Here is an 18,617-nt window from a genome sequence, read left to right on the forward strand (position 1 = left end):
GCTATCCATCGCCTCCCTGGTTCCGGAGCCGGCCATGTCCGACGCAGCGTTGTTCCTTCCCCTTCCCGATGACGACACCCTGTATGCCGCGCTGTTGGCGCGCGACCCCGCCTACGATGGCTTTGCCTTCGTTGGGGTGAAGAGCACCGGGGTGTTCTGCCGCCTGACCTGCCCGGCGCGCAAGCCGAAGCGCGAGAACACCCTGTTCTTCGATTCGATCAAGGGCTGCGTCGAGGCCGGCTTCCGACCCTGCCTGCGTTGCCGGCCGCTGGAGCGGCTCGGCACGCAGGGGCCGCTGGTCAGCGACCTGCTCCAGCGCCTCGGTCGGCAACCGCAGCGGCGCTGGTTCGAAGACGACCTGGCGGCGCTGGGCTATGACCCGTCCACCGTGCGCCGTGCCTTCAAGCGCGAGTTCGGCGTGACCTTTCTGGAAATGGCTCGCCTGCGCCGTCTTGGCCAGGTCGCCGAGCGGCTGTCCTCGGGCGCGCGGGTGATCGACGCGCAACTGGATGCCAGCTTCGACTCTGACAGCGGCTTCCGTAGCGCCTTCGCGCGCCTGCTGGGCGAGCCGCCGTCGCAGTTGCGCGGGCGCGAGCTGCTCAAGGCGGACTGGCTGCAGACCCCGCTCGGCGCCATGCTCGCGGTGGCCGATGCGCAGGCCCTGCACCTGCTGGAATTCTTCGACCGCCCGGCGTTGAGCGGGGAGCTGAAACGCCTGCAGAAGAGCAGCGGATCGAGCATCGGTTTCGGCCGTTTCGCCTCCATCGACAGGATCGAGGCGGAACTCGCCGACTACTTCGGCGGTACTCTAGTGCGCTTCCAGACCCCCTTGGCGCTGAACGCCTCGGCCTTCACCCGCACGGTCTGGCAGGCGCTGCGCGAGGTACCGTGCGGCAGCACGCAGAGCTACTCCGGGCTGGCCAGGTCCATCGGCTCGCCGTCGTCGGTGCGCGCCGTGGCCCGCGCCAACGGAGCCAACCAGATCGCCATCGTGATTCCCTGCCACCGCGTCATCGGTTCGGACGGTTCCCTGACCGGCTATGGCGGTGGCCTGTGGCGCAAGCGCTGGTTGCTGGAGCACGAGCGGCGCATGGGCGCTGCCGGCTAGCCGGGATCGCCGCCCAGAAGCCGGGCGGGGGCGCGCAACACCGGTTCCCGCTCGACCGCTACGGGCCGCTGTAAGTCCTCGGCGTCGGCGCGCTCGGCGGTCGACAGGTCGCTGGCGTGGAACCCGGTGATCCGCAACAGGGCCAGGGTACAGGCCAGCGAGACCAGCGCGTAGCAGGCCGAGGCCAGGGCCACGCCGACGATGCTGCCGGTACTGTTGAGAATCCACTGGGCCAGTACCGGCGTACCGCCGCCGACCAGCAGCGAGCAGAGCTGGTAGGCCAGCGACAGGCCGGTGTAGCGCACCCGCGCCGGGAAGGCTCGGGCGAGGATACCGCCCACCGCGCCGTAGAACATCGCGTGCGGCACCGTGGCCAGGCACATGCCGACCGCGGCGATCCAGTAGACCTTGGTTTCCACGGCGAAGAACATCGCCGGCATCAGGATGAACTCCGGCAGCACCATCAGGCATGCCGCCTTGCGCATGTCGATGCGCGAAGTGAGCAGCGCCCCCAGCGGCTGGCTGAGGAACTGCACCACCAGCGCGACCACGATGATGCTGAGGAAGGTGCCCTGGCTGTAGCCGAGGGTCTTGGTCGCCCAGGAGAGGGCGAAGGTGCTCTTGAAGTAGGTGACGTGGATGATCGGCAGCACGCCGGCGCCGAGCAGGACGATCTTCCAGTGCTTGCCCAGCACCTCGGCGAGCGGCAGCTTCACCGTGCGCTTCTGCGCCAGCACGCGCTTCATGTCTTCCGACTCCTCCAGCTTCAGGCGGATCACCATGCCGACGATGACCAGCACTGCGGAGAGCAGGAACGGCGCGCGCCAGCCCCAGAGAATGAAGTCCGAGGCGGGCAGGGCGCTGAGGGCGAAGAACGCCAGGGTCGCCAGCAGGTTGCCGGTGGGCGAGCCCTGCTGGGCGAAGGCGGCGTACAGGATGCCCTTGCCCTTGGGCGCGCTTTCGCTGGCGATCAGGATCGCGCCGCCCCACTCGCCGCCGACCGCGATGCCCTGGACGATACGCAGCGCCACCAGGGAGATCGGCGCCCAGATGCCGATCTGCGTATAGACCGGCAACAGGCCGATGCAGGTCGTGGCGATGCCCATCATGATCAGGGTGATCACCAGGGTGGTCTTGCGGCCGATGCGGTCGCCGAGATGGCCGAAGATGATCCCGCCCAGCGGGCGAGCGATGAAGCCCGACCAGAGGGTGACGAAGGACAGCAGGGTGGCCAGGCCCGGATCCATGTCGGCGGGGAAGAATACCTTGCCGAACACCAGGGCGGCGGCCAGGCCGTAGATGTAGAAGTCGTACCACTCGATGGTGGTGCCGATGAAGGAGGCGATACCGGCCCTGCGGGCCTTCTTGTGCAGGTCGGCGTCTTCGGGAGAGGGCGTGCGCGGCATGGGTCGAGTCCTGTTTATTGTTGTTCTCGCCGACACGCCGCGCCCTACCGCCCTTCGCTGAAAGGCGGGGCGGAAACGCTGGTTTCCGTGGAGGGAAAGCGTGCGTCGGTGTTGACCCGGGTGCCTCGGAGTCTAGGTGGCACCCCCGCAAATCAATAGTCTTTTAATCTTATGGCTCGATAAGGGATTCCATATCGACGTTTTCCGTCAGCCCTCGCTCAGGCGTCGTCCAGGCCGCTCTTCAGCGTCGCCAGGAACGCCTGCGCCGCCCGGGAAGGTTCGCTGGCCGGAAGGATCGCGTGGATCTCCGAACGCGCGCCGGCCGGCTCGATTTCCAGGTAGCGCACCTCGTTCCGCCAGGCCAGGCAGAGGGTCTCCGGGATCAGCGCGACGCCCATGCCGAGACCGACCATGGCGGCGACGGTCTGCCACAGGCGCGCCTCGTGGCGGATGCGCGGGCTGAAGCCGGCGTCCACGCAGCGGGCGATGATCAGGTCGTGGTAGTGCGGGGAGACATGGCGCGGGAAGAGGATGAAGTCTTCGTCGCGCAGTTCGGCGAGGTCCAGACGCGCCTGGCCAGCCAGGCGGTGCCCGGCGGGCAGGCAGCAGAGGAACGGGTCGCTGATCAAGGGTTCGGAGACGATTTCCGCCGGCAGCCTGCCCCAGTGCACGAAGCCCAGGTCGATCTGCCCGCGCTGCAACGCCTGGGCCTGCTCCGCGCTGTTCATTTCGCCGAGCACCACCTCCATGTTCGGGTGCTCCCGTTCGAAACGGGACATGGCCCTGGGCAGGCCGCGGTAGAGCATGGAGTTGACGAAGCCGACGCGCAGTTGGCCGACGTCGCCCTCGGCGGATAGCTGGGTCAGGCGTTTCACCTTCTCTGCCTGCAGCAGCAGGTTGCGCGCTTCCACCAGCAGGACCTGGCCGGCGCCGGTGAGCTTCACCGACTTGTTGTTGCGCAGCAGCAATTGGGTTCCGAGCTGTTCCTCCAGCTTCTTGATGTCGAAGCTCAGCGCCGGCTGGGAGATGAACAGGCGAGCCGCGGCGCGACCGAAATGCAGTTCCTCGGCGACCGCGATGAAGTAGCGAAGCTGTCTGAGATCCATGGCAGGCACCTGGTTCTACGATCTGTTTTTCTTATCGTCGATGATTTTTTTTGTATTGGATGCTTATCGAAGCACTCGCCTAGTCTCGGCGCAAGACAAGCAGGAGCCGCGCCATGACCGCCATGCCCGAAGTACTTCGCGAAGATACGCTGAACATCCCCGACAGCCGTGGGCTGAATCTCTACACCTGCGATCCGGCCCTGGAGCGGCTGCTGGAGGTATACCTGCCGCCGGCGTTGCTCGCCGAATGGCGGCCGCTCCTCGAACGGCTCGGCGCCCGTGCCGGCGGCGAGCTGGACGTGCTGGCGCTGGCGGCGGACAAGAACCCGCCGGTGCTGGCGCCGCGCACCCGCCGCGGCGAGGATTTGCAGAGCATTCGCAAGCATCCGGACTACGTCGCCCTCGAACGGGTGGCCTATGCCGAACTTGGCCTGGCTTCCATGAGCCATCGCCCGGACGGCCCGCCGCCGCTGGTGAAGTATGCGCTCACCCACCTGTTCGTACAGGCCGAGTTCGGCCTTTGCTGCCCGGTCAGCATGACCGACTCGCTGACCCGCACCCTGCGCAGGTTCGGCGCGCCAGAACTGGTCGAGCGCTACCTGCCGTCCCTCGCCTCGCGGGATTTCGACGAGCTGTTCCAGGGCGCCATGTTCATGACCGAGCAGGCCGCCGGCTCCGACGTGGCGCGGACCCGTACCGTGGCGCGGGAGCAGGGCGGCGAGTGGAAGCTCTACGGCGACAAGTGGTTCTGCTCCAACCCGGACGCCGACCTGGCGATGGTCCTGGCCCGCCCCGAAGGCGCGCCGGAAGGAATGAAGGGCGTGACCCTGTTCCTGTTGCCGAAGGTCCGCGAGGACGGCACGCGCAACGCCTATCGCATCGTCCGCCTGAAGGACAAGCTGGGCAGCCGCTCCATGGCCAGCGGCGAAGTCCGCCTGGAAGGCGCCAGCGCCTACCTGATCGGCGAGATCGGCCGCGGCTTCCAGCAGATGGCCGACATGGTCAACATGTCGCGCCTGTCCAACGGCGTGCGCGCCGCCGGGCTGATGCGCCGGGCGCTGAGCGAGGCGCTGTTCGTCGCCCGCCATCGGCGCGCCTTCGGCAAGCACCTGATCGACATGCCGCTGATGCAGAAGCAGTTGCTGAAGATGATGCTGCCCACCGAACAGGCGCGCTCGATGTTCATGCAGATCGCCACGCTGCTGCCGCGCGCCGATGGCGGCGAGGTCGAGGCGCAGAAATGCGTGCGGATCCTCACCCCGCTGATCAAGTTCCGCGCCTGCCGCGATGCGCGACGGGTCACCGGCGACGCCATGGAGGTGCGCGGCGGGGTCGGCTACATCGAGGAGTGGAGCGACCCGCGGCTGGTGCGTGACGCCCACCTGGGGTCGATCTGGGAGGGCACCAGCAACATCGTGGCGCTGGACGTCGCCCGTGCGGTGAGCCGCGAACAGGCGCTCGAACCCTTGCAGCGCCACCTGCGCCGGCTGCTGGATGACAGCGACCTGCCAGGGGACGCCCGCGACCTCTTCGACGAACTGCTGGTGCGAGTGGTCGCGACCATGGCCGACGTCGCCGAGCGCCGCCAGGATGAACAGGTGCGCCAGGCCGGCAGCGCCCTCTACCACCTGTGCACGGCGATCTTCATGGCCTGGGAAGCCAGCCGCCAGGCACCCGACCAGCGCCGCCTGGCCCTGGCCTTCCTGGTCGCCCGGCACAAGCTGCTGCCGCGCGACCCGCTGCACCTGGAGGGTTGGACCGACCAGGCCGAACTGCTGGCCAGGGTGGTCGGCGAGGTGCCGCTGAGCCAGGCCGAAGCCATGCAATTGCTGCCGGCCTGACTGCCCGCATTCCCGCTCACAACAACCAGAGAGTCGCCATGACCAATCAGACGGGCGCCCTGCGTGGCCTGAAAATCATCGATCTCAGCCGGGTCCTCGGCGGACCCTACTGCTCCCAGGCGCTGGCCGACCACGGCGCCGAGGTGATCAAGCTGGAACCCCTTGGCGGCGACGAGACCCGTGGCTGGGGGCCGCCCTTCGAGGGCGACACGGCGTCCTACTTCAAGGGCGTGAACCGCAACAAGAAGGGCATCGCCGTCGACCTGGCGACGGCGGAGGGCATCGAGCTGCTGCTGCGCTTGCTGGAGGACGCCGACGTACTGCTGGAGAACTTCAAGCCCGGCACCCTGGCGCGCTGGGGGATCGGCTACGAGGAGGTGCTTCGCCAGCGCTTCCCGCGGCTGGTCCACTGCGCGGTATCGGGCTTCGGCGCCGACGGCCCGCTCGGCGGCCTGCCCGGCTACGACGCGGCGATCCAGGCGATGGCCGGACTGATGAGCGTGAACGGCGAGGCCGGCGGCGAGGCGTTGCGCATCGGCCTGCCGATCGTCGACATGGTCACCGGGCTGAACGCCATGGCCGGCATCCTCCTCGCCCTCCACGAGCGCCAGGTCAGCGGGCGCGGGCAGTCGGTGGACATCGCCCTGTACGACTGCGGTATCTCCCTGCTGCACCCGCACCTGCCGAACTACTTTGCTTCCGGACGTACGCCCCGGCGTAGCGGCAACGCCCACCCGAACATCGCGCCCTACGACAGCTACCGCACCGGTACCGAGCCGATCTTCCTCGCCGTCGGCAACGACCGCCAGTTCGCCCGCCTGTGCGAGTACCTGGGAGCGGATGAACTGCCGGGGGACCCGCGCTTCGCCGACAACGGCAAGCGCTCGGTCAACCGCGAGGCGCTGAAGCGCGCCCTGGAGGACTACCTGGCGGCCCACGACGGCCGTGAGCTGGCCGAGCGGCTGATCCGTCTCGGCGTGCCCTGCGGAGCCATCGCCACGGTGGAGCGGGTGGTGGAGCACCCGCACACCCGCCATCGCGGGATGGTCGTCGAACTCGAGGGCTATCGCGGCATCGCCTCGCCGGTGAAGCTTTCGCGCACCCCGGCCAGCTACCGCGCCGCGCCGCCGGTGCTGGGCGGAGACACCCGGGAAGTCCTGGCGGAACTGGGATTGAGCGCCGAGGCGATCGACGCGCTGGTCCGGCGCGGCATCGTCCGCGCCTGAAACCCCTCACGGCACGGCCTGCGCCGTGCAACTCAATCCCCGGGCAATTGGAGATGGCCATGGATTCCTCCCCTGGGGCGGTGCGCCCCGAACTCGTGCTGCTGGAGCGGCCGGAGCAGGGCGTGGCCCTGTTGCGACTGAACCGCCCGGCAGTGCTCAACGCCCTGAACATGCGCCTGCGCGAGGCTCTGGCGGAGCACGTACGGCGCCTCGACGAGTGCGCCGATACCCGGGTCATCGTCCTCACCGGAAATGGCGCGGCGTTCGCCGCCGGCGCCGATCTCAACGAACTGGCGGAGGCGTCCGTGCTGGAGATCCAGCAGCGCGGGGTGGAGCGCCACTGGCAGGCCCTCGCCGCCTGCCGCAAACCGCTGATCGCCGCCGTGGAGGGCCATGCCCTGGGTGGAGGCTGCGAGTTGGCGATGCACTGCGACCTGATCGTCGCCGGTGCCTCGGCGCGCTTCGCCCAGCCGGAAGTTCGTGTCGGCGTGATGCCCGGCGCCGGCGGCACCCAGCGCCTGGTGCGAGCGGTGGGCAAGTTCCAGGCGCTGCGCATGCTGTTTACCGGTTGCACGGTACGGGCGCCGGAGGCCCTGGCCATAGGGTTGGTCAGCGAGGTGGCGGCGGATGGCCAGGCATTGGATCGCGCCCTCGAACTGGCTCGCCAGATCGCCGGCCTGCCGCCGCTGGCGCTGGCGCAGATCAAGGAAGTGGTCCTGGCCGGCGCCGACCTGCCGCTGGACCAGGCCCTGGCGCTGGAGCGCAAGGCCTTCCAGTTGCTGTTCGACAGCCACGACCAGAAGGAGGGCATGCGTGCCTTCCTGGAAAAACGCACAGCGGAGTACCTGGGAAAATGAGCGAACCACCGATCGTTCTCATCGGTATCGTCGGTACCGGTGCCATGGGCCAGGGCATCGCCCAGCTCGCTGCCTGTGCCGGCCTGTTGGTGCTGCTCTACGACAGCCGCCAGGGTGCGGCACTGCAAGCACGCGAGCAGATCGCCACGGTCCTTGCCCGGCAGGTGGAGCGGGGCCGGCTGGAGGCGGAGGCTGTCGAGCGCGCGATGGGCAATCTGCGGGTGGTCGAGGACATGCGGGTCCTACGCGGCTGCCAGTTGGTGATCGAGGCGATCGTTGAGAACCTGGAGGCCAAGCAGGCGTTGTTCCGCCAATTGGAAGAGGTGGTCGGCGACGAAGCGATCCTCGCCAGCAATACCTCCTCGCTGTCGGTTACCGCGATCGCCTCGGCCTGTCGCGATCCCGGCCGGGTCGCCGGTCTGCACTTCTTCAATCCGGTGCCGCTGATGCGTCTGGTGGAGGTGATCGACGGTCTCGCCACCCGCACCGGCATCGCCGAGCGACTGTGCGCCCTGGTGGCGACCTTCGGCCACCAGTCGGTGCGTGCCACGGACAGCCCCGGCTTCATCGTCAACCATGCCGGACGGGCCTTCGGCACCGAGGCGCTGCGTATCCTCGGCGAGGGCGTGGCGCCGGTGGCGGCGATCGACGAAGTCCTGCGCGAGGGCGCCGGCTTCCGCATGGGCCCGTTCGAGCTGTTCGACCTGGTCGGGTTGGACGTCAGCCTGCCGGTGATGGAGTCGATCTACCGGCAGTACTACGAGGAGCCGCGTTATCGTCCGCATCCCTTGCTGCGCCAGATGCTCGCCGCCGGCCGCCTGGGGCGCAAGAGCGGCCAGGGCTTCTACCGCTACGACGGCGCTGGGCAGGTGCCCGCCGCCGCCCCGGCGGTTGCGCCAGGCGCGGCGTTGCCGCCGGTGTGGCTGGGCGTCGACGACGAACATGACCGCGCGCCATTGCTGACGTTGCTACAACGTCTGGGCGCCGAGGTGGAGAGCGGCGAGCGTCCTTCCGGGGCGGCGTTGTGCCTGCTTGCGCCGCTGGGCGCCGACGTCAGCGCCGCAGCGCGGCGGTTCGCCGTCGATCCGACGCGCAGCCTGGCCATCGACGTGCTGTCGGACCTGGAGCGACACCGCTGCCTGATGGCCTGCCCGGCGACCCGAGCGGAGCTGCAGCAGGCGGCTCGCACCCTGTTCGCACGGGACGGCGTGGGCGTCACGCTGATTCGCGACAGCGCCGGGTTCATCGTCCAGCGCACCCTCGCCTCGATCGTCAATCTCGCCTGCGACATCGCCCAGCAGGGTATCGCTTCGGTGGAGCACATCGACCTGGCGGTGCGCCTCGGTCTCGGCTATCCGCTGGGGCCGCTGGAGTGGGGCGACCGAATGGGTGCCGGGCGCGTGCTGCGCATCCTCGAACGCCTGCATGCGCTCAGCGGCGACCCGCGCTATCGCCCCAGCCCCTGGCTGCGCCGGCGCGCCCAACTGGGCCTTTCCCTGCGCCAGCCGGACAGCCCGTTGGCCTCCTGATCCCTTCGCGGAGAAACACACCATGCTCGATGCCTATATCTACGCCGGCCTGCGTACGCCTTTCGGCCGGCATGCCGGTGCACTCTCGACGGTGCGTCCGGACGACCTGGCCGGCCTGCTGCTGGCGCGTCTCGCGGAAACCTCCGGGTTCGCCGTCGACGACCTGGAGGATGTGATCCTCGGTTGCACCAACCAGGCCGGCGAAGACAGCCGCAACCTGGCGCGCAACGCGCTGCTCGCAGCCGGCCTGCCGGCGCGGCTGCCCGGGCAGACGGTCAACCGCTTGTGTGCCAGCGGACTGTCGGCGGTGATCGACGCGGCGCGCGCGATCAGTTGCGGCGAGGGTCGGCTGTACCTGGCCGGCGGCGCCGAAAGCATGTCCCGGGCGCCGTTCGTCATGGCCAAGGCGGAGAGCGCCTTCAGCCGCACGCTGGAGGTCTTCGACAGCACCATCGGCGCGCGCTTCGCCAACCCCAGGCTGGTCGAGCGCTATGGCAACGACAGCATGCCGGAGACCGGCGACAACGTGGCCCGCGCCTTCGGCATCGCCCGCGAAGACGCCGACCGTTTCGCCGCTTCTTCCCAGGCGCGCTACCAGGCTGCGCTGGAGGAGGGCTTTTTCCTCGGCGAGATCCTTCCGGTGGAGGTGCGTGCCGGACGCAAGGGCGAGACGCGGCTGGTGGAGCGCGACGAGCATCCGCGACCGCAGGCCGACCTGGCGGCCCTGGCGCGCTTGCCGGCGTTGTTCGCCGGTGGGGTAGTGACCGCCGGTAATGCGTCTGGGATCAACGACGGGGCGGCGGTAGTGCTGCTGGGCGATCGCGCGATCGGCGAGCGCGAGGGCATCCGGCCGCTGGCGCGGATCCTCGCCAGCGCCAGCGTCGGCGTCGAGCCCCGGTTGATGGGCATCGGCCCGCAGCAGGCGATCCTCCGCGCGCTGCAACGCGCCGGCATCGACCTGGACGAGGTCGGCCTGATCGAGATCAACGAAGCCTTCGCGCCGCAGGTCCTGGCCTGCCTGAAGTTGCTCGGCCTGGACTACGAGGACCCGCGGGTCAATCCCCATGGCGGCGCCATTGCCCTCGGCCATCCGCTCGGCGCCTCCGGTGCGCGCCTGGTGCTCACCGCCGCCCGCGGGCTGCAACGCATCGAGCGGCGCTACGCGGTGGTCAGCCTGTGCGTCGGGCTCGGCCAGGGCGTGGCGATGGTGATCGAGCGCTGCCGATGAGACACCGTTCCCCCTAGAAAAAGAGGCGCCCAGGCGCCCGTTCGGAGTGCGTATGAACAACAACAAGAAATGCGCGTTTTTCCTGCTGCCGATCCTTGCCGGCGATAGCGTTCCCGCCCTGGCCGAGGGCTTCCTCGAAGACTCGCGGGCCAGCCTGGCCTTGCGCAACTTCTACATGAACCGCGACTTCCGCGATGGCGCGGGGCGTGCGAAAAGCGAGGAGTGGGCCCAGGGCTTTCTCTTCGACTACCGCTCGGGCTATACCGAGGGCACCCTCGGCGTGGGTCTCGACCTGCTGGGCAAGCTCGGCGTCCGACTCGATTCCGGCGCGGGGCGTAGCGGCACCGGCCTGCTTCCGCTTCGCGACGATGGCAGCGCGGCGGGCGACTACGCGCGGCTGGACGCGACCGCCAAGCTGCGCCTGTCGCGCAGCGAGCTGAAGGTCGGCGGCCTGGTGCCGAAGCTACCGACCATCCAGCCCAACTACGGGCGGCTATTCCCCCAGGTGTTCCAGGGCGCGCTGCTGACTTCCGGCGAACTGAGCGGACTGAGCCTGAACCTGGGACGGCTGACCGAGGTCAGCCAGCGCAACGAGGCGGGCACCAGCGACCTGGCGCTGTTCAACCGCAACCGGCGTTTCGCCGGCGCGGCGCAGGCGGACCGTTTCGACCTGGCCGGCCTGGACTACCGTATCGCCCCGGACTGGACCGGCAGCTACCACTATGGCGAACTGGAGCAGGTCTACGCCCAGCATTTCCTCGGTCTCAAGGGGCGCATCGGCGTCGCCGCGGATAGCCTGGAGAGCGACTTGCGCCTGGCGCTCAGCCGGGATACCGGCGGCGCTCGCGGCGGGCGCATCGACAACCGTTCCTTCAGCGGGTTGCTCACCTACCGCCTGCGCAACGGCCAGGCCTTCGGCCTGGGCTACCAGCGGATGAGCGGCGACCACGGTTTCCCCTACCTGGAGGGGACCGATCCGTACCTGGTCAATTTCGGCCAGTACAACGACTTCGCCGAGGCCGGCGAGTCCTCCTGGCAACTGCGCTACGACTGCGACTTCGCGCCGCTCGGGGTGCCCGGCCTGAGCCTGATGACGCGCTATTTCAGCGGCCACGGCGCGAAACCGAAGGGCGCCGACGGCAGTCGCGAGTGGGAACGCGACAGCGACCTGCGCTACGTGTTGCAGGGCGGTGCGCTGAAGGGACTGGGGCTGGTCTGGCGCAACGCTACCTACCGTTCGGCCTTCAGCCGCGACATCGACGAGAACCGCCTGTACCTGACCTATGAGCTGCCGCTGTTCTGAGCCGCTCAGCCCTTGGCGGCGCTGACCCCTTCGAGGGTGGCGAAGGAGGTGTCCTTGGCGGTGAGCAGGAAGTCGCGCATGAATGGCGCATCGAACATGTCGGTGCGGATGGCGGCGAAGAGCGTGCAGTACAGGCCCTTTTCACCGAGGCGCCGGGCCGTCACGTAGCCGCGCGAGCTGTACTCGTGCAGGGCCCAGTTCGGCAGGCAGCAGACGCCGCGACCGGAGGCCACCAGCTGCATCATCATCACGGTCAGCTCGGCTATGCGCACCTGCGCCGGCTCCACGTCGGCGGGGTCGAGGAAGCGGGTGAAGACGTCGAGACGGTCGCGTTCCACCGGATAGGTGATCAGGGTTTCCCGCTCCAGGTCCTCCGGGACGACGTACGGCCGGCTAGCCAAGGCATGCTGATTGGCCACCGCCAGCAGCGCTTCGTAGGTGAACAGCGGCACGTAGGTGATGCCGGGCAACTCGACCGGGTCGGCGGTCACCACCAGGTCGAGGTCGCCGCGGGCCAGGGCCGGCAGCGGCGCGAAGGAGAAGCCCGAGGCCAGGTCCAGTTCGACTTCCGGCCAGGCGTCGCGGAACTGGTCGATGGTCGGCATCAGCCACTGGAAGCAACTGTGGCATTCGATGGCCATGTGCAGGCGCCCGGCGGTACCGCCGGCGAGCCGTGCCAGGTCGCGCTCGGCGGTGCGCAGTTGGGGCAGCAGCGAGTCGGCCAGTTGCAGCAGGCGCAGCCCGGCGCTGGTGAAGCGTACCGGCTTGGTCTTGCGCACGAACAACTGCATGCCCAGGCGCTCTTCCAGTTCCTTGAACTGGTGCGACAGCGCCGACTGGGTAAGGTGCAGGCGCTCGGCGGCTTCCACCAGGCTGTCGGCTTCGCGCAGCGCGTGCAGGGTCTTGAGGTGGCGAAGTTCGAGCATGGCGGCCTCTGTATGAGCAAAACTTGATAGCGGTGCGGATTCGTTGAGTTTGTCTCATACGCCAGGGGCTGTCGACAAGCGATGGCCTCGATCCCGCAGAGCGTGCGATCGTGGAGCGACGGGGAGAAGAGCCCGGCACACGGGACGGCGGCACGGAGCAGCGGCGCAACGCCGCAGAGCCACAACGCCACGACCGCCTGGCGGCATTCATCAAACTGTCACGCTACTGTGGCAGCGCGCTGGACGAAATTTAATCAGAATCGCGCTCCACTGGGGTTTTGCGTTCTGGGTTTTCTTCATGCGTGCTTTCATCTTCCTGGCCGCCTTGTTGTGCAGCCTCTCCTCCTTTGCGGCGGCGCGTTGCGACGCACGCGTACCTACCGAGACGGTCGAACTGGGCGACGTGCGCCTGGCCTACCAGAGCATCGGCCGCGACAGCGATCCGGCCCTGCTGCTGGTGATGGGCCTGGGCGGGCAACTGATCCACTGGCCGGACGAGGTGGTCAGCGCCCTGTGCGAGCAAGGCTTCCGGGTGATCCGCTACGACAACCGCGACGTCGGCCTGTCGGCCTGGAACGTGCCGGTGCCCAGTTCGCGGCTGACCTACGAAGTGGTGCGTTATCGCCTCGGCCTGCCGGTCAGCGCGCCCTATACCCTCACCGACATGGCCGGCGATGCCCTGCATCTGCTCGACGCGCTGGATATCCCCCAGGCCCATGTGCTCGGCGCCAGCATGGGCGGGATGATCGCCCAGCACATCGCCGACATGGCGCCGCAGCGCCTGCTCAGCCTGACCCTGGTGATGACCAGCTCCGGCGCCGAAGGCCTGCCGGCGCCCAGCGAGTCGCTGCTGCGCCTGCTGGCGCGGCGCGAGGCGGCCAGCCGCGAGCAGGCGGTCGAGCAGCAGGCCGACCTGCTGGCGGCGCTGGGCAGCCCGGAAGTGCGCGATGATCGCCAGCAGCTCCTGTTGCAGGCCGCACGTTCCTACGACCGCGCGTTCAACCCGGAAGGCGTGCAGCGGCAATTGCTGGCGATCCTCGCCGAACCCAGCCGGGTGCCGCTGCTGAACCGTCTGCAGGTGCCGACCCTGGTGATCCATGGCACCGCCGATCCGCTGCTACCGGTGATGCACGGCGTGCACGTGGCGGCGCATATCCGTGGCTCGGAGCTGAAGCTGATCCCCGGTCTCGCCCATCGCTTCCAGGAGGCCTTCAAGGAGCCGTTGCTGGCGGCGGTAGTGCCTTACCTGAAGGCCCATCGGCAGGCCAGCGTCGTCCAGCTCTGAAGCCGCGCTCGCGGTCTCAGGCGTGCAGGCGTACCCAGAGGCCCACCAGCACGCTTGCCGCCACCAGCCAGGCCAGCGCCGCCAGGGCCAGCGAGGTCTCCAGGCGGAAGCGCTCGACCAGCAGGTAGAGCGCGGCGAGATAGACGAAGTAGGGGATGATCGACCACATGCCGAAGACGATGGTGGTCTTCAGGTCGTCCAGCGAACGGCCCTTGCCGACGATGTAGTGGGCAATCAGGGCGAAGGTGGGAAACAGCGGCACCAGGCCGGCGATGTAGTAGTTGCGGGTCTTCGACAGGACGGCGAGGAGCACGACCACGGCGGCGCCGATCAGCGCCTTGAACATCAGGTCCACGGGATTCTCGACTGCGGCGGCGCCACCGGCTTGGTGGCGTCGCGCATTATGCCCGGATCGTCCCGTACCCTTCCATAACGAACGAGGCCCGCAAAAGCGGGCCTCGACGTTTCTGGCTGGCGATCAGGCCGCATGCACCCGCGGGCGATGCGGATGCTCGCTCTGCAGGTACTGGCCGAGGCGCACCTGCTGGCTCGGCGAGAGGAACAGGCCGAGCTTGCTGCGGCGCCAGAGGATGTCCTCGGCGTCCTGGGCCCACTCGTGCTTGCACAGGTAGTCCACTTCGCGGGCATACAGGCCGCCGCCCAGGTGCTCGCCGAGATCGGCTTCGCCATTGACCCCGTCCAGCAGGCGCCACACCCGGGTGCCGTAGGTGCGCGCCCAGCGCAGCGCCAGTTCGCGGTCGAGCCAGGCGTAGCGGTTGGCCAATTGCTCGGTGAGCGCCTCGACGCTCTGCATCTGCTCGCCGCCCGGCAGCGGTGCCTTGGCGGTCCAGGCCGGGCCGAGATTGGCGAAGAACGGCTGGAGCTGCGCCAGCGCCGATTCGGCCAGCTTGCGGTAGGTGGTCAGCTTGCCGCCGAACACCGAGAGCAGCGGCGGCTCGCCGTTGCCGGCGGAGAGCGACAGGGTGTAGTCGCGGGTGATCGCCGAAGGCTCGTCGGACTCGTCGTCGCACAGCGGACGCACGCCGGCGAAGCTGTGCAGGATGTCGGCGGCCGCGAGTTGCTGCTTGAAATGGGCGTTCACCACTTGCAGCAGGTAGGCGGTTTCCTCTTCGCTGATCGCCACCTTGGCCGGGTCGCCCTGGTACTCGCGATCGGTGGTGCCGATCATGGTGAAACGGTCCAGATAGGGGATGGCGAAGACGATGCGGCGGTCTTCGTTCTGCAGGATGTAGGCGTGCTCGCCTTCGTACAGCTTCGGCACGATGATGTGGCTGCCCTGGATCAGGCGGATACCGTAGGGCGACTTCTGTTTCAGGTCGTCCTGGATGAAGCGCGCTACCCAGGGGCCGGCGGCGTTCACCAGGGCGCGGGCGCGGATCGAATACAGGCTGCCGTCGCCGCGCTCCAGGTGCAGGTGCCAGAGTCCCTTGCTGCGACGGGCGCTGACGCAGCGGGTGCGGGTATGGACGTGGGCGCCGTGCTCGCGGGCGGAGATCGCGTTGAGCACCACCAAGCGCGCATCGTCCACCGCGCAGTCGGAGTACTCGAAGCCACGGCGGATCTCGGCCTTCAGCGGGCTGCTGCCGGTGAAGCGCAGGCCGCGCGAGGCGGGCAGCTTCTCGCGCTTGCCGAGGTGATCGTAGAGGAACAGGCCGGCGCGGATCATCCAGGCCGGGCGCAGGTGCGGACGGTGCGGCAGGACGAAGCGCAGCGGCTTGACGATGTGCGGCGCCTTGGCCAGCAGGACCTCGCGCTCGGCCAGGGCTTCGCGGACCAGGCGGAATTCGTAGTGTTCGAGGTAGCGCAGGCCGCCGTGGATCAGCTTGCTGCTGGCCGAGGAGGTGTGCTGGGCCAGGTCGTGCTGTTCGCAAAGGAACACGGACAGGCCGCGCCCGGCTGCGTCGGCGGCGATCCCTACACCGTTGATGCCACCGCCGACCACGGCGACATCGTAGACTTCGGCGAGTGGAGCGGAGGGGGTGTGCGCTTGACTCATGTGAAAGGCCCTGAAGTCGAAAGTGAACGTAGTTTTGTTCGAATTCGAAAATAGCTTAGTCGATTGCGCAGTTATTGACCAGCCCGATGCATCAGGCTTTTTCAATTTCGAAGGGTTGCCCGGGCGCTACCGGTTTGCCCGTCCGCGCTGGAACAGCCCCTCTTCCGCGTGCGGGAAAGCGGCCGCCGAGGGTCGTGGCGCATGGGCAGGGGGCGGCAGGTGGCTTTTCTGAAACGAACATTCACGGCGCCGAACGGCGCCGTGGCAGGGGAAATGCCTCAGACCAGGTCCAGGTGAACCTTGTGCTGTGCCATCAGGCGGGCGATGGCGGCGGGCGGCGGGCTGTCGCTGATGACCCGGTTGACCAGCGAGATCGGGCCCAGGCGGACCACCGCGTTGCGCCCGAACTTGCTCGAGTCGGCGGCCAGGAACACTTGCCGCGCGTTGTCGATGATCGCCTGGGATACGCGCACTTCCTGGTAGTCGAAGTCGAGCAGGCTGCCATCCTCGTCGATGCCGCTGATGCCGACCAGGGCGAAGTCGACGCGGAACTGCTGGATGAAATCCACCGCGGCCTGGCCGACGATGCCGCCGTCGCTGCGTACGGTGCCGCCGGCGACCAGCACTTCGAAGTCTTCCTTGGCGCTGAGGGTGGCGGCCACGTGCAGGTTGTTGGTGATGATCTTCAGATTGCGGTGGTTGAGCAGGGCGCGGGCGATGGCCTCGGTGGTGGTGCCGATGTTGATGAACAGCGAGGCGTTGTCCGGCACCAGGCTGGCCACGGCTTCGGCGATGCGCTGCTTCTCGTCGCGCATCTGGTCGGCGCGCATGGTGTAGGCGGTGTTCTCGATGCTCGAATCGTAGGCCGCACCGCCGTGGTAGCGGCGCAGCAGTCCCTGTTCGGCGAGCTGGTTGATGTCGCGGCGGATGGTCTGCGGGGTGACCGCGAACATCTGCGCCATCTCCTCGATGCTCAGGTAACCGCGCTCGCGGACCTCCTCGATGATGCTTTGCTGTCGGGGGGGCAGGTTCATGGGTTGTTCTCGTGCTGCCGGGCCGGGACCCTGGAAAGTCGCCAAGAATGCCGCACGCGGGGGGCCGTTGTCAGCCGTGCATGAGTCGTAGAGGGCGCCGCGGCGGCACCCGGCCGCCGCGCGCAAACGTTACCCAGGGCATGCCAGAGCGGCGCCGGGGAACACGCCATTCGCCGCATCGCGGCGGACGAATGGCGCCAGCTCGTCACAGTTCGCCGTCGTCCCAGCCGCGAGTGCGCTCCACCGCTTTTTTCCAGCCGGCATAGAGCTTTTCGCGCCGGGGCTCGTCGCACTCCGGCTCGAACACCCGCTCGATCACCGCCTTGCTCTTCAGCTCGTCGAGGCTGCCCCAGAAGCCGCAGGCCAGGCCGGCCAGGTAGGCGGCGCCGAGGGCGGTGGTCTCGCGCATCACCGGACGTTCCACGCGGGTGCCGAGGATGTCGGCCTGGAACTGCATGAGGAAGTTGTTGGCCACCGCCCCGCCGTCGACGCGCAGAGCGCGCAGGCGTTCGCCGGCATCGCGCTGCATGGCGTCGAGCACGTCGCGGGTCTGGTAGGCGATGGATTCCAGGGTGGCGCGGATCAGGTGGTCGGCCTTGACTCCACGGGTCAGGCCGAACACTGCGCCGCGCGCATAGGGGTCCCAATAGGGCGCGCCGAGTCCGGTGAAGGCCGGTACCAGGTAGACGCCGTTGCTGTCCTTGACCTTGGTGGCGAAGTATTCGGAATCGAAGGAGTCGTTGATCACCTTCAGTTCGTCGCGCAACCACTGCACCGTGGAGCCGCCGTTGAACACCGCGCCCTCCAGGGCGTAGCCGACCTCGCCGCGCGGGCCGCAGGCGATGGTGGTGAGCAGGCCATGGGTGGACTTCACCGCCTTGTCGCCGGTGTGCATCAGCAGGAAGCAGCCGGTGCCGTAGGTGTTCTTCGCCTGGCCCGGTTCCACGCACATCTGGCCGAACAGGGCGGCCTGCTGGTCGCCGGCGATCCCGGCGATCGGCAGCTCGCCGCCGCCGACCCCGCCGATCCGGGCGTTGCCGTAGACCTCCGAAGAGTTGCGCACCTCGGGCAGCATCGAGCGGGGAATGTCGAGCACCTCGAGCATCCGTGCGTCCCAGTCGAGGCTGTGGATGTTGAACAGCATGGTCCGCGAGGCATTGGTGTAGTCGGTGACGTGGACCTTGCCTTCGGTGAGCTTCCAGATCAGCCAGGTGTCGATGGTGCCGAACAACAGGTCGCCGTTGCGCGCGCGTTCGCGGGCGCCTTCGACGTTGTCGAGGATCCACTTCAGCTTGGTCCCGGAGAAGTACGGATCGGTGACCAGCCCGGTGGTTTCGCGGATGTAGTCTTCCAGCCCGTCGCGCTTGAGCTGCGCGCAGATCGCCGCGCTGCGCCGGCACTGCCAGACGATGGCGTTGTGGATCGGCCGACCGCTGTGACGGTCCCAGACCACCGTGGTCTCGCGCTGGTTGGTGATACCGATGGCGGCCACCTGGTCGTGCTCGATGCTGGCCTGGGCGAGGGCCTCGACCAGGGTCGAACTCTGCGTGGCCCAGATTTCCATCGGGTCGTGCTCGACCCAGCCGGCCTGCGGATAGAACTGGGCGAACTCGCGCTGGGCCTGGCTGACCACGTTGGCATCGCGGTCGAAGACGATGGCGCGGGAGCTGGTGGTGCCCTGGTCCAGGGCGACGACGTATTTCTTGTTGTGCTTGTCGGTCATGGCTGTGGCCTTGTGGCTATGGCAGGAA

The 18,617-nt window shown here is 68.3% G+C and carries 15 protein-coding genes; 8 read left to right on the top strand and 7 right to left on the bottom strand.

The window, feature by feature from the left end; genetic code table 11:
- Positions 1-34 precede the first annotated feature (34 nt).
- Entirely contained in the window at positions 35-1,108 is a 1,074-nt protein-coding gene (locus HMPREF2716_RS26780; protein WP_023085485.1) for a bifunctional transcriptional activator/DNA repair enzyme AdaA, read from the top strand.
- Here the strand turns inward: HMPREF2716_RS26780 and HMPREF2716_RS26785 are convergent.
- Together HMPREF2716_RS26785 and HMPREF2716_RS26790 are read right to left on the bottom strand one after the other, a co-directional pair.
- Positions 1,105-2,514 carry an MFS transporter gene (locus tag HMPREF2716_RS26785; protein WP_003113881.1) on the bottom strand — a complete coding sequence of 470 codons (1,410 nt, stop codon included), beginning with the start codon at positions 2,512-2,514 and terminating at the stop codon, positions 1,105-1,107. The genes HMPREF2716_RS26780 and HMPREF2716_RS26785 overlap by 4 nt on opposite strands.
- A gap of 218 nt (positions 2,515-2,732) precedes the next feature.
- Positions 2,733-3,620: a LysR family transcriptional regulator gene (locus HMPREF2716_RS26790; RefSeq protein ID WP_003092195.1), complete on the bottom strand. Its 888-nt coding sequence runs from the start codon at positions 3,618-3,620 to the stop codon at positions 2,733-2,735.
- Positions 3,621-3,733: 113 nt separating this feature from the next.
- Between HMPREF2716_RS26790 and HMPREF2716_RS26795 the strand changes: the two genes are divergently transcribed.
- From HMPREF2716_RS26795 to HMPREF2716_RS26820, 6 genes are read left to right on the top strand one after another with little or no spacing between them, the layout of a single operon-like run.
- On the top strand, positions 3,734-5,461 hold the full coding sequence (locus tag HMPREF2716_RS26795) for an acyl-CoA dehydrogenase family protein (protein WP_003098471.1): 1,728 nt from the start codon (positions 3,734-3,736) through the stop codon (positions 5,459-5,461).
- A 38-nt stretch (positions 5,462-5,499) separates the two neighbouring features.
- Entirely contained in the window at positions 5,500-6,687 is a 1,188-nt protein-coding gene (locus HMPREF2716_RS26800) for a CaiB/BaiF CoA transferase family protein (protein WP_003143270.1), read from the top strand.
- Between the two features lie 59 nt (positions 6,688-6,746).
- The gene (locus tag HMPREF2716_RS26805) at positions 6,747-7,544 is read left to right on the top strand and encodes an enoyl-CoA hydratase (RefSeq protein WP_010793349.1); all 798 of its coding nucleotides are present in this window, start codon (positions 6,747-6,749) and stop codon (positions 7,542-7,544) included.
- A complete protein-coding gene (locus HMPREF2716_RS26810; protein WP_023088113.1) occupies positions 7,541-9,073 on the top strand; it encodes a 3-hydroxyacyl-CoA dehydrogenase in 1,533 nt (510 codons plus the stop codon). The genes HMPREF2716_RS26805 and HMPREF2716_RS26810 overlap by 4 nt, the downstream gene beginning before the upstream one ends.
- A gap of 22 nt (positions 9,074-9,095) precedes the next feature.
- The gene (locus tag HMPREF2716_RS26815) at positions 9,096-10,301 is read left to right on the top strand and encodes a 3-oxoadipyl-CoA thiolase (RefSeq protein ID WP_003109714.1); all 1,206 of its coding nucleotides are present in this window, start codon (positions 9,096-9,098) and stop codon (positions 10,299-10,301) included.
- Positions 10,302-10,353: 52 nt separating this feature from the next.
- On the top strand, positions 10,354-11,604 hold the full coding sequence (locus HMPREF2716_RS26820; RefSeq protein WP_033943034.1) for an OprD family porin: 1,251 nt from the start codon (positions 10,354-10,356) through the stop codon (positions 11,602-11,604).
- Between the two features lie 5 nt (positions 11,605-11,609).
- Here the strand turns inward: HMPREF2716_RS26820 and metR are convergent, their stop codons facing one another.
- On the bottom strand, positions 11,610-12,530 hold the full coding sequence (gene metR / locus HMPREF2716_RS26825) for a transcriptional regulator MetR (protein WP_004345413.1): 921 nt from the start codon (positions 12,528-12,530) through the stop codon (positions 11,610-11,612).
- Between the two features lie 298 nt (positions 12,531-12,828).
- On the opposite strand from metR, the gene HMPREF2716_RS26830 reads away from it, so the two are divergent.
- Positions 12,829-13,815, top strand: a complete 987-nt coding sequence (locus HMPREF2716_RS26830) for an alpha/beta fold hydrolase (protein WP_003098462.1) — start codon at positions 12,829-12,831, stop codon at positions 13,813-13,815.
- Positions 13,816-13,831: 16 nt separating this feature from the next.
- Here HMPREF2716_RS26830 and HMPREF2716_RS26835 read toward each other — a convergent pair whose 3' ends face one another.
- The 4 genes from HMPREF2716_RS26835 to glpK form a co-directional block, all read right to left on the bottom strand.
- Positions 13,832-14,161, bottom strand: a complete 330-nt coding sequence (locus tag HMPREF2716_RS26835) for a GlpM family protein (protein WP_003119370.1) — start codon at positions 14,159-14,161, stop codon at positions 13,832-13,834.
- A 132-nt stretch (positions 14,162-14,293) separates the two neighbouring features.
- Positions 14,294-15,832 (bottom strand): glycerol-3-phosphate dehydrogenase, encoded by a 1,539-nt coding sequence (gene glpD / locus HMPREF2716_RS26840; RefSeq protein ID WP_070622060.1) that lies wholly within the window; start codon positions 15,830-15,832, stop codon positions 14,294-14,296.
- A 278-nt stretch (positions 15,833-16,110) separates the two neighbouring features.
- A complete protein-coding gene (locus HMPREF2716_RS26845) occupies positions 16,111-16,866 on the bottom strand; it encodes a DeoR/GlpR family transcriptional regulator (RefSeq protein WP_003092173.1) in 756 nt (251 codons plus the stop codon).
- A gap of 205 nt (positions 16,867-17,071) precedes the next feature.
- Positions 17,072-18,589 carry a glycerol kinase GlpK gene (gene glpK, locus HMPREF2716_RS26850; protein ID WP_070622061.1) on the bottom strand — a complete coding sequence of 506 codons (1,518 nt, stop codon included), beginning with the start codon at positions 18,587-18,589 and terminating at the stop codon, positions 17,072-17,074.
- Positions 18,590-18,617 lie beyond the last annotated feature (28 nt).

The organism is Pseudomonas sp. HMSC076A11 (assembly GCF_001810205.1).
GTDB lineage: Bacteria > Pseudomonadota > Gammaproteobacteria > Pseudomonadales > Pseudomonadaceae > Pseudomonas > Pseudomonas aeruginosa.